Consider the following 12,508-nt stretch of genomic DNA (forward strand, 5'->3'; position numbering starts at 1 on the left):
TTTATTTTCATTTACTTTGCCGATAACGACCCCGATTGAACAACAGGCTGAGCACTTATCAGGCAGAAAAGCAACCCGAAAAACAAAACCACCAGCATGCACATTACTCTTCTATCCATCCAATAATCGTATTGAGCCAAGGCAGATCGAAAGTCAGCCAATCACCCTGGGCTTTCGTCCAGATTTTTATGCCGTTGGGATAACCAAGGTTGGATCCGACATCGCCATAAGCCACTGCGACCGCATCGTCTGCAACTATTGGAGGTAAACTGTATATCGTTCCAATCACTTTATCATTACATCGAATCGTCAAACCTCCTGATTTGCTTCCGTATGATGCGTACCCGTTGACCGATATCTTCTCATTTAAGTAGAATCGCGGGTCGGGGAATAATTCCTTTTTTGCTGTGTCAAGCAAAAAGCGTTTCCCGCTGTTTCCGGTATAATGCAGCTGATTGATGGCATCCCTCTTAAAATATCCGGTGGGTGCACCTGAAATGCCAGCCGAGTCAATGGTAAACAACAGTTTATCCGTGCCATCTGTAATCGTGTATTGCCTCAATTCCACCTGATGATAGCGTACGCTGTCGGATGAAAGCAGGAGGAGGTGCGAATCATAAACAAATGATGAATCGTCAAGCCAGAATGTCCCAATATTCGAAAATTCCAGATTTTGAATGGTCGGACCATTTACTTTATGTACAGCTGTTTCGGGTGATTTTTGTCGGTTAGCGTCAGTCAACATGATACGGAATTGACCGGCTACATTATGCCCGTCGACTCCCGATGACGGGTATATGAAGTGAGTGTTGTTGGGCGAGTATTTCAGGTATCGGTGGTTACTGACGGAATTTTTAGACCTCTTGTAGGCGCCTTCCGGAGCTTTGGTATAATTCAAACTCCGCAAATTAAAGAAATAGTATGTGCGATATTCTCTATTTTCCCATTTTTCATAGACCAGGGTGTCGCCAATGGCTTCAGTAAACCGGTGGTTCCAATCCGGATTCTCCTTAATTAGTTTTCCAGTATTCAGGTCAATAACAGATCCATTACGTGTGATGATGTACCTGTCTTGGTGAATATAGTTAGGCTTAGTATGAAATTGTACATACGGCGGCCCTTTGCCGTCCTTGAATGTTGGTCCTTCAAAAATCGTGTCTTTGGAAATGAAATGGCCTTGTTGGAAATTGTACGACACTAAGTAGTTGTAATTGCCCCGATCCGGGTTTGATTTCCTATATTCTGCGACAATCAATTTTTGTGTCTTGTGTTGTGCAGCAAGCATGAGCGAAATAGTGGAAAGAAACAACAATAAGATCAGTCGCATTTCTGTGGCTATATAGAGTCAAAAATAAATATTTTTTATTTGCCCGTCAACATTAATGAATTCTCAACAGCGCCGACTACCATCTATTCGTCGGGGGAGTAGTATTGACTATTGTTCTTAAATTAAGGAGTATTTTGTCCTAACAATGAGGAGTACTTTATACACTCGCCCGCTGCCGGATTGCAAAGCGGCATCCGGGATAATCCGGGTTAAGATTGACGCGATATGAGAGATATTGTGTATTTTTCCGGCCGAAGGGAATAACCACAACCAAAGAGATGGCTGATCAGGGGACCGATAGCGAAAGAAATTGGATAATCCGCATGCAAAAAGGGGATACGCAGGCATTGAGCGAAGTGTATCTCCATTATTATCAGCGGTTGAGTTATTTCATTCTCCGTACGGCCAAATCCCCGGCCTTGACCGAAGATGTGGTCCATGACACCTTTGTGAAAGTCTGGGAGAAGCGGATCCAGATTGATCCTGCCCAATCCTTACGACCCTATATCTATACCATTGCCCGTCGCCTATTGCTCAATCTGCTCAATCGTGCGGGGCATGAAACTGCGATTCTTTCCGAAATGCGCAATTTTGTGTCTGCATCGGAGAACAGTACGGGACGCGCGCTTGATTATGGTGAAAGCGAAGAACTCGTCCGGGAAGCCCTGGAGCGGTTGCCGGACAGGTGCCGCGAAGTTTTTGTCAAATGCCAACTGGAAGGCTTGAGCTATAAAGAGACGGCTGCCCAGTTGGGAATCTCCGAAAACACGGTCAGCAACCAGATGGTCAAAGCATTGAAGATCGTCAGGGAACATATCCGGATGAAGCATGGCCTGGCCTTGTTGCTGGGGTTCATTACCGGATTGGCGCAAGTTTAGAGGCGGTGATATGCAGCGAGCCTTCGCAAAATAACGTTGGGGTGTACCCTTATGTCAAATTTTAAAGATGCCAATTTGCTACATTGAAGATTTTGGCAGTAAAAAAATGCAAAGCAGATCGCCCTTCTCATCCCTCAAAAGCACTTTTTGCCAACACACATTGAAAATGACGCGTTTAAGGAGCTAGACTTTACGTTAAAGATTCGACCAACACGCCTATCCGCCTCAATCATCAGCTATCATTTGGCAACTGATATCAGTCGATTGACATGTAAGTCATACTGAAACGACATTATAAAATTTACAAAGTCAATGGCAATAATCAGTATTTGGAAGGCTTAAACCTGTTTAACGTGCCAATTTGGTACATTGAAGATTCTGGCAATAAAAAAAGCCATACATATTCAAGGAAGACAGACAATAAGGGTCGCTTGCCCTGACAGATTCTGGGAGTTGGTGCTGAAAGTTTAAACTGGCATAGTGGAAAAATCGCTGCCATTTGTATAGTTCAATAGTTAGTTGATCTTTAAGCGGCAGTAGTACCGTATAGTAATAGTTCTTTGACATGTTTCTGATTTTTTTTCAAATGTGGGGTTACCCCAAAGGTTGAAAAATCCATCCATCAGTAAAGCGTTGTGGTTCATAGTTTTTTCGCTGGCTTGTTCGTTTTTGAGGTGCTCAAGCTTCCTCCTTCGTCGGAGGTTGATAGTGGACATAGAGAACGCTTCGCGCTGTTCCGCTGGAATTGGGAGCCATGTGCAGCCTTGGCGACATTGGTGGCAGTCAGGCCACGTTAAAGTGGAAGTCGAGTTTGTTTTCGCTTCTGGCCTGGCAGTTCTCCAGCCCGGTGAACTGTTTTGCGTCACGGTAGATGAACTCGATCTGGAGTCGGTGGAGAAGTACAGTCTGTGCTTTTTTCCGAATGGCACCCGTTTGAGTGCCACGGATGGACGACGGCTGTGGTTGCCTTGGTTCCGTCCTGCAGTTCCACTTCATAGGAGTGTTCGGTCTTGATGTCCGTGGTCGACTTTACCGTCGTACACCCTGGGCCTTCCACGCCCAGTTTTTTACGGGCCATTGTAGAGGTATTTCAGGTTGGCATCCTCTCTCATCCTTTCCACAAATTGGAAGCCGGCCCCGCATACCGAATCGATGCCCAGCAGCTCCAAACCGCGCTTGGTGCGTGCGGCCTGCCACGGCTAGAACTGTCCGAGCCGGAGTGTGTTCTTGCCCGATTTGGAGATGAAGCTGGGGTCAAGGGTGATCAGGTAATGTCCACTGCCGTGCTACTTGACCAGTCCGCTGTTGAATTCGAGGAAATTGAACGGCTTTTCGAATTGTCTTCGTTAGCGCTGTGCACTATTTTGCCGTACCGTTCCAACTGCTGGAAATTGCTGCCTGCCTGCGTTGATATTCTTTATGTTTAACAATCTGTTAACTATCCGGGCCTTGTATAGACTATAACCCTTGGTGCCCGCATCTCAAATACTGCTTCGAAAACACTATTAAGATACTGAAAAGCAAAGGGTTATTAAAATTTTTCAATCATTATTTATCTACTTATTTTACTGTAAATCAGAAATTTGTCTCTTTTTTTAACGGAGTATTGTATACTTAATATAATGCGACAAATGCAAGCTGAAAAACCAAGATTGTGAATCAGGAAATCTATCAATTGTTCAGGAAATACCAGCAAAACAAATGCGGCAGGGAAGACGCGCTACGGGTCCTGGATCTGGTGGAGCAGGGCGAGTTCCAGGCGGAATGGGAAGCGGCGCTCGATGCGGACGAAACCGAGGTACTGCTGCTGGATGAATCCGTGTCAGGGATGACCTCGGCGGAAAGCGAAGCCCTGCGGATGCGGATATTGCGTTCCGCTCAAGCCACAAGACGTAAAGAAAGGAACGTCAAAGTACATCGCTTGCGCTATATCCGTTATGCCGCTGCGGCCGTTTTGCTGATCGGCCTGGCGTTTTCTGGCTATTTCTGGTTATTTCAGAGCGACGATCGGGCGGATACGATCTATGGTATTGTACCCGGAGGTCACCGTGCGACCCTTGCCCTGACAGACGGCCGGGTCGTACTATTGAGCGAAAGCCAGGAAGGGATCGTCGTGACGAAAGACATGTTGATGTACGGGGATGGCACCGAAATCCTAGAAAGTCTTGGTTCTCCCGCTCTTTCGGTTCCCCTAATGACACTCTCCACCCCAAAGGGCGGTACCTACCAAGCCACCTTATCGGACGGTTCCCGGGTATGGCTCAATGCCGGATCGACGTTGAAATATCCGAGTCGCTTTGGTGATGCCGAGCGGATCGTGGAACTAGAAGGCGAAGCCTTTTTTGAGATTAAGGAACAAAAAATCAAGGCACAAGGACAGGCCAATGCAATGGGGGATCTAAGTATAAAACACAAAGACGATGTATTAAGTGCTTTTAAAGTAGTGACCAAAGACCAGACCGTGGAGGTCCTGGGTACGCAATTCAATATTTCCGCTTATGCGGATGAGCCGGAGATCAAAACCACATTGGTGGAAGGTAGCGTCAAAATTTCAAATCTGACTTCCCATGACATGCGTATCCTGAATCCCAATGAGCAAGCCATAGTACACGGCCCTCAGGTGGAGATCCGAAAAATTGATGTAACCTCTTATGTTGCCTGGAAGAACGGACTGTTCGATTTTAATACGCTCAGTCTGGAAGAAGCCATGCGGCAAATCGCGCGCTGGTACGACATCGAAGTCGTTTATGAAAATGGCATCCCGGACAATGTGGTCCTCCGGGGAAAAATGGAGCGGGATCTATCCTTCCAGACCGTGCTGGAGATCTTGCAGCGCCTGAACCTGGACTACCGGATGGAAGCGGAGCGCAGGTTAGTTGTATTGAATAATAAAAACCGATAGATTATGAAGAAAACATAGGCTTAACTCACCTTGCCGGCTCGAACACAAAACAGGAAAGCGAATGAGCTCGCCTTCCTGCGAAATTCAGAGCCGCTCGTACAGACTAAGGACTAATCAGTATTTACCAACCCTAAAAAACAAATGTATGCAAAAAAATGCACATTGTCGTGGTGCTGCCATGCGCAAAAAAACGTGCATCCGTAGTGATGACTTTTTAACCAAATTATATCGGGTTATGCGGATAACCACTTTTATACTCATTGTTTGCTGCGTGCATCTCCACGCGACCGTGCTGTCACAGACCGTGACCCTGAAGGGCAACCGGCTATCGCTGAAAGAGGTTTTCACCACCGTGGAAGTCCAGACCGGCTATGTGGTCGTTTATAATGCCCAGACATTGGGCAAGCGAACGCTGTCGGTCTCCGCCAATGAACAGCCCCTGCTCCAGTTTCTGGATGAGGTACTCACGCAACGGGGACTTGACTATGAGATCAAGAACAAAACCATCGTTATCGTACCTTCAGTGGAGAAGCCAGAGGTTGTCAGTCCCCAAAAGATTGGAGTAATTCCTCAACAACAACCGTATACCGGAAGGGTGATTGACGGATCAGGACAGCCGGTCACAGATGCAACCATTCAAGTACGGGAGGGCACGCTGCAAACTATATCCAACGAGCAGGGTCGCTTTTCCATCGCTGCGGACCGTGGCGATGTACTCCTGATCACCTCGGTCGGATACGCCAGCCAGGAAATCGAACTCGATGCGACGACCTTTGATCTGGGAAGTATCGTCATGCAAACCAGCGTATCTGATCTCGATGAGGTACTTGTTGTTGGTTACGGTACGACCCGAAAAAAAGACTTGACCGGGTCGGTATCTTCTATCGGGTCTAAGGAGATCGAGCAAATAAAGACACAGACCATTGATGAGGCTCTGGTTGGCAGAATGACGGGGGTATTTGTAAATGCCCAGGCCGGTGGCCCTGGAAGTGGAGCTATTGTTAATGTACGCGGGCTCAGTCAGATTGTAGGCGATAATCAACCACTTTACGTCATTGATGGTGTCCCAATAACAGTAAATCCAAGATTTGCTGACGCAGCAAGTCTAGGCGTCAATGGAGACCGGGAAAACCCTTTGCTTTCGATCAGTCCTGCCGACATCGAGCGTGTAGATGTTTTAAAAGACGCCTCTGCTGCTGCAATATATGGCTCCCGTGCTGCCAGTGGCGTAATTTTAATTACGACAAAAAGAGGAAAAAGAGATCAGGCCCCTCGTTTAAATTTTTCTTATAACACCACCGCACAAAATAGATTAAACTCTTTTGATGTATTAAACGCACAACAATTTGAAGACTTTATCCGAGATCAGGGTCTTGCGGATAAAGTGGAATTCGGAGACGCGGATACGGATTGGCAGAACGAAATCACCAATAAGAATGCTATCTGGAACCAATATGATCTTGGAGTCTCCGGTGGTTCAAGCAAAGTGAACTATCTAATCTCTGTTCGGGCAAGTGATCAAGAAGGTTTAATGTTTGGAAATAATTTCGATAGATACAACGTTTCTTCCAGTGTCGATGCGGACATATCCGACAAATTGAAAACCGGAGCAAACATTGCCTATAATTACTCAATAAATAAACAATCACACCTAACAAGTTTGTCCAGGGGTGCATTTTTCAGACCGGATCAATCAATATTTAATGAGGATGGTTCGTACACGAGTATACCGACCCGTTATGGTTTCCCTCAATATAATCCCTTGGGCGATGCGGGCAAAGTAAGGGATAAGGCTATCTCGCAAAATATATTAGGTTCGATATATGGAGAATACAAGTTGCTCGATGGGCTGAATTTCCGGTCTCAATTGAGTTTAAACCTTAACGATAATAAAAGCACTGTGTTTTCCCCTTCGTATACGTTTGATGCCCAATTCAGCGAATATGCGTACGGGACAAGCGGAGCGCTACTTGCCGTGCAAAATACAGCCGGTATTAGCTCATCCTGGTCAAATACCTTAAATTATAGAAACACCTTTGCACAGAAGCATACTTTTGATATTGTTGCCGGGTTATCCTGGGACTATTCCAATCTTGATTTAGATGCCCAATACTATAATGGATTCCCGGACGATGACATCCTCACTGATATCGGATCTTCACAGGGTGTGTATAACTACAGAAGTGACTATTCTGAAAATGCCCTAAACTCTACTTTTGGACGAATTAATTACAATTATGACGATAAATATCTGGCAACTTTTACCGCCCGATATGATGGTTCCATCAAGTTTGGTCCAGACAACCAGTATGGCTTTTTCCCATCTAGCGCTTTAGCATGGAATGTCCATAACGAGGATTTTCTAAAAGGAAACGACCTCATCAGTCAACTTAAATTACGTGCGAGTCTTGGACGCACAGGATCAGATAATTTGCCAGCGTATTCTTATTTAGCCTATTACGGTGCATTGCCCCTGGGGGAATCGACTTACGATGGTATTAATGGGATTGTGGTTGAAGGAGTTCCCAATAGGGGTATCCGTTGGGAAGAGACGAATCAGTTAGATTTGGGCGTTGAGTTTGGATTGTTTAACAATAGGCTAAATGCGGAAGTGATTTATTTTGAAAAGAAAACAAGCGATATCATCCTTGTTGTGCCCATTCCTGCCGAAACAGGTGCATCTGTGTGGAATGCCAATATCGCCGATGTGACCAATAAGGGATGGGAATTTATGGTTGGCGGCGATGTCATTCGATCCAATGGTTTTAATTGGAATTCTTCACTCAATATTTCTTTTGTACATAATAATGTTGATGCTTTAAACGGCGGGAACACCTCTTCTACTGGAAGTATAGGGATCATGGAGGGACAACCTATCGGATTTATTTATGGCTATCAGGTAGCTTCTGTCGCACAGACACAGCAAGAGATCGATGCCCTAAACGCAGGTGCACCAGATGGAAGTTATTTTAGTTCTTTGCGTCAACCCGGGGATTATATATTCCGGGACTTAAATGGAGACGGAGAGATCACTGCAGCCGATCAGGGTCCCATTGGCGATATTAATCCCGATTATTATGGTGGTTGGAATAACGCTTTATCTTACAAAAATTGGGACTTATCAATGAATTTCAACTTTGTTAAAGGTATTGAAAGACTATGGCGAAGGGGTGGGGACGAATTTTCAACGGTCAACGTAGACGAGAACAAAACGACAAACATCTATCATACCTGGACCCCCGACAACACGGATGCTTACTATGCAAGAATTGGGTCAGGAACTCATGTACCGTCTTCCAGAATGGTGGAGGATGCATCCTACATCAAGCTTCGCTCTGCTTCGCTTGGCTATAATTTGAAACCTTCCTGGCTTGCTTCCATAGGTATATCCAACGTGCGATTGTCGCTATCCGGGAATAATCTATTCGTTATCACTAAGTATCCTGGAATTGATCCAGAAAGTGTGAGTGGACAAAGGGCGGGAAGTACAACTGATGCAATCACGGATAATGGAGCTTCCTATCCACAAGCAAGAACGTTCACTTTTGGAATTAATCTCAGCCTATAAATATTTAAATCTATTAACATGAAATTATTAAAAAATAGCTTTATAAAGATTATATATTGTTCTATTTTTATTAGCCTGTGCTCCTGTCAATTAGTAGTGGATCTAGACGATAGAATACCAAAATATGCACTGGATGCGGATGACGCTATTGTAAATGAACGAACGGCAGAATTAGCATTGATTGGAGTGTATGCTGGTTTTCGACAAAGGGGAACAGCCGAGGGAACGCCGCAAATATTTCTTCTACCATCCATATTAAGTGGTGCAGGGACGCCCAATCTCGCTTTTAACAACACCCCCGAAATGGCTTCATATGTAATCAATAATCCAATTTCCAGCGGAACACTATTCAATGTTGCTTGTTATGCCAGAATGTATGAAATCGTCAATCGTTGTAATTGGCTGATCGAAAAGGTGACTCTTTTGACCGGCGAAGATTTTACAACCCCAGGCCGACAGGCTGAAATCCTGGCTGAGGCAAAAGCTATAAGAGCTACTGCTCATTTTTATCTATTACGCTTATGGGGACAATTCTATGATCTTGATTCTAAATACGGGATTACGTTGCGTACAGACCCTGTCAGATCTGGTGAGGCTTTGCCCAGAAATACAGTCGCAGAAGTTTATGATGCCATTATCGATGACCTTGATGAAGCTATCGCCAACGCACCTGCTTTACGGGCCAAATATTATATAAATACAACCTACGCAAAAGGACTAAAAGCGAAGGTCTTGCTATACCAAGGGAACTACCAAGGCGCGGCACTATTAGCCAAAGATGTCATCGAAAATTCGGGATCTAATTTTGTACTTGCAGCCGATTATTTGGATCAGTTTGACAATACCAGTACAGTCATTTACGATAACCCGGAAGTTCTTTTTGGTTCCAAAGGAGATATAAGTGAGTCAATTCTAGGTATAGGAAATTATACCGGTTTCTGGATGGAGGTCAACGCAGAAGTGCTAAATGAAGTTGCCAATGGCATTACGACAATAGGTGGACAGCACATTAGACACGATGGAGATCGAATATCCTCCACGATTTTTGATGCTGGAGCCACGGGTATGGATACTAGAAAATATATTACCCGGGGTTCAACAGACAGGTATGAAATGATCTATCATTTAAGAATGGCTGAAGTGTACTTGATCTACGCTGAAGCGGCAGCTCGTGCTGCCGGCAGCGTGACAGCCGAGGCATTAGACGCGTTGAATACAATTCGCGAAAGGGCCGGAGCTAGCAGTATTGGAGGAGATGGCTTTGAAACCTATCCCAGTACCATCAGCATGAGTGAATTCCTTGAAGCAGTACGTATTGAGAAATACATCGAACTGGCTATTGAAATTGGCGAAGAATGGTTTGACTTAGTTCGATACCATTTTGTGGATGATTTTGACATAACTATAGTAAAATCTACTGCTACTAATCCTGATAAATATATCCTACCTATTGAAGCGAGTTCGATAGAAGTAGGAGGATTTGTGGTAGAGCAGAATCCATCGTACTAAATTCCAACACCAGTAATAAAAAATTATACGATGAGAATCACCGCATTAACGTTTTTGTTCCTAAGCCTGTTATTCACGGGATGTCAGGAAAACAAAGGATATTTTATTTCCGGAAATGTCGAGGGTATCGAGGATGGCAAGAAGGTATATCTATCTAAACTGGATGCATCTACACGCGTTGATGTTCCCATAGACACAATGACAATAAGAGACGGCCAATTTAATTTGGATATGCCTGAAGTTGAATCCCCGTACCTTGGCTTTCTTCAAATTGAAGGATTTCCAAACAAAATACAATACATCGCCGAGAACCAAAAAATAAGATTTGATGTTCACTACGATAGTTTGTTGCATTCAAAGGTTTCTGGTGGCAAAGAAAACGAAGCTCTTTCGGAATACATTGAATATATACGGGAGATTAACAAAAAAATGACGGGCACCCAAAATGAAATGCGTAAAGCGAAAATGAGTCACGATTCATCGAAGATGAAAGCCTATGAGGATGCCCGTAAAGAAATCAAGGAAAATGAAAAGCTTTTCAAAAAAGAATTGCTAAGTCGTAATCAAGATTCTTATTTAAGTGCAATGCTGCTAATGGAAATGCTTAGTAAGCATACTTCTGCGGAAATCAACGCATACTATGAGAAGTTATCTGATCGTATCAAGCGTTCAGATATTGCAAGAGACGTGAAATCACGTCTTGAGCGGATAAGTAGTACCGAGGTAGGCGGTCAAGCTCCTGAGTTTAATGCACCCAATACCGACGGAGAAATGGTGTCACTGAAGGAGAGTCTCGGTAAAATAACCATCGTCGAATTTTGGGCATCCTGGTGTGTGCCCTGTCGCGCCGAAAATCCTAATCTGGTAAAGATGTATAGCAAATATAAAGATAAAGGGTTGCGTATCATCAGTGTATCCATGGATCGTGAAGGTCAAAAGGAGAATTGGTTAAATGCGATTGCCAATGACAATATGAGCAATTGGACTCACGTTTCGAACCTGGCGTTTTGGAATGAGCCTGTTGCTAAAAAATATGGCGTTCAGGCAATCCCAGCGTCCTTTTTATTGGATGAGAATAGATTGATCGTTGCAAAAAACTTAAAAGGAGATGCATTGGATCAAGAGATCGGCTGTCTTTTGGATGGTCCACAGCAGTCTCGCCTCAGGTGAGACCGAATCGCCGGCCTCAAACAGTTGATGGGTGGCGAGCGCGCTTTCGTCAACAAGCTGGGTACCATCTTTGCGCTCTCCACCCGCTTCGGCTTGGGTGGTCGCCGCGGCCCCATCCACGAGATGCGCGAAATGCAGGTGGCCAACATGGGGCAATATGCCCACGGCAAACAACCTATCCAACACATGACCTACCTTTACGGATACAGCAACGAGCCATGGAAAGGACAATATTGGATACGCGAAACCATGGATAGGCTGTACCATGCAGGGCCTGATGGGTACTGTGGTGACGAAGACAACGGACAGACGTCTGCATGGTATGTGTTTTCGGCATTGGGCTTTTATCCGGTTTGCCCCGGCACCGATCAGTATGTGCTGGGCACGCCGTTGTTCAAACATGTGCGTGTGCAGCTTGCCAAGGACCGCATACTGGATATACAGGCGCCGGAAAACGGTCCGGCCAACAGGTACATCAAACAGCTCGCTGTAAACGGAGCGGCCTACACGAAGGCATTTCTGACACACAATCAACTCATGGATGGCGCTACGTTGCTTTTTACCATGAGTGATCAACCAGACACGGATCGCCCAGTGCAACAAACGGACCTTCCCTACTCGCTGAGCATGGATGAACGATGAAGCACGAAACGGGGCGATGGCTTATACATACGATTTCATGAGCTCCTTATTCCAACTTTTCGAGATATACAGTAATCGTATCCCGCTTTCTAGGTTCTTTGATATCCAAAGGCTTGTAGCCATCGGCCTCGATACGGGCGTGGATTCTCGGACATCTGTAACCTCCAGTAAGGAAGGACTCGAAATAGCCCGTACTATCTGATTCGAAATACCGGTGATAACCCTTGTTTGTCACAGTTATCCTGGCTGTTTTAATTGGCTGTTGCGTTTCACGGTCTTTAATCCTTCCCATCAACACACGGAGGCAGCTGCAAGACGACAACAACAAAATGGTTGCGATGATTAGTATAGATGGCGTGATATTCATAAACGTCGTTTTGTCCCATACATTAGATTTACAAAGTTTGCCCTTTTCGGCCTCATCGCAAATCCCCAATTTCAGGGGTTTTGTCCGAACGGATAAATCCCTACCGTTGAATCATTATCCATCTTCGGTATTCAACCTATGCATC

General features: G+C 45.0%; 9 protein-coding genes. 7 read left to right on the forward strand and 2 right to left on the reverse strand.

Annotated features, from left to right (window positions below; translation table 11 throughout):
- Positions 1-103: 103 nt before the first annotated feature.
- Complete coding sequence (locus NF543_RS23105; protein ID WP_257670576.1) at positions 104-1,327, reverse strand: hypothetical protein; 1,224 nt, start codon at positions 1,325-1,327, stop codon at positions 104-106.
- Positions 1,328-1,605: 278 nt separating this feature from the next.
- Here NF543_RS23105 and NF543_RS23110 point away from each other — a divergent pair, with 278 nt between their 5' ends.
- The 7 genes from NF543_RS23110 (at position 1,606) to NF543_RS23145 (ending at position 11,996) form a co-directional block, all read left to right on the forward strand.
- Positions 1,606-2,205 (forward strand): RNA polymerase sigma factor, encoded by a 600-nt coding sequence (locus NF543_RS23110; protein WP_257670577.1) that lies wholly within the window; start codon positions 1,606-1,608, stop codon positions 2,203-2,205.
- A gap of 1,013 nt (positions 2,206-3,218) precedes the next feature.
- Positions 3,219-3,632 carry a hypothetical protein gene (locus tag NF543_RS23120; protein WP_257670578.1) on the forward strand — a complete coding sequence of 138 codons (414 nt, stop codon included), beginning with the start codon at positions 3,219-3,221 and terminating at the stop codon, positions 3,630-3,632.
- 227 nt (positions 3,633-3,859) lie between these two features.
- Positions 3,860-5,107 carry a FecR family protein gene (locus tag NF543_RS23125; protein ID WP_257670579.1) on the forward strand — a complete coding sequence of 416 codons (1,248 nt, stop codon included), beginning with the start codon at positions 3,860-3,862 and terminating at the stop codon, positions 5,105-5,107.
- Between the two features lie 235 nt (positions 5,108-5,342).
- Complete coding sequence (locus NF543_RS23130) at positions 5,343-8,675, forward strand: TonB-dependent receptor (RefSeq protein ID WP_257670580.1); 3,333 nt, start codon at positions 5,343-5,345, stop codon at positions 8,673-8,675.
- 18 nt (positions 8,676-8,693) lie between these two features.
- Positions 8,694-10,184: a RagB/SusD family nutrient uptake outer membrane protein gene (locus tag NF543_RS23135; RefSeq protein ID WP_257670581.1), complete on the forward strand. Its 1,491-nt coding sequence runs from the start codon at positions 8,694-8,696 to the stop codon at positions 10,182-10,184.
- A 30-nt stretch (positions 10,185-10,214) separates the two neighbouring features.
- Complete coding sequence (locus tag NF543_RS23140; protein WP_257670582.1) at positions 10,215-11,354, forward strand: TlpA disulfide reductase family protein; 1,140 nt, start codon at positions 10,215-10,217, stop codon at positions 11,352-11,354.
- 6 nt (positions 11,355-11,360) lie between these two features.
- Positions 11,361-11,996, forward strand: coding sequence for a glycoside hydrolase domain-containing protein (locus NF543_RS23145; protein ID WP_257670597.1), 636 nt, complete (start codon positions 11,361-11,363; stop codon positions 11,994-11,996).
- A gap of 46 nt (positions 11,997-12,042) precedes the next feature.
- On the opposite strand, the gene NF543_RS23150 is transcribed toward NF543_RS23145, so the two are convergent.
- Complete coding sequence (locus NF543_RS23150) at positions 12,043-12,363, reverse strand: hypothetical protein (protein ID WP_257670583.1); 321 nt, start codon at positions 12,361-12,363, stop codon at positions 12,043-12,045.
- Positions 12,364-12,508 lie beyond the last annotated feature (145 nt).

This window comes from Parapedobacter tibetensis, assembly GCF_024704835.1.
GTDB classification, from domain to species: Bacteria; Bacteroidota; Bacteroidia; order Sphingobacteriales; family Sphingobacteriaceae; genus Parapedobacter; species Parapedobacter tibetensis.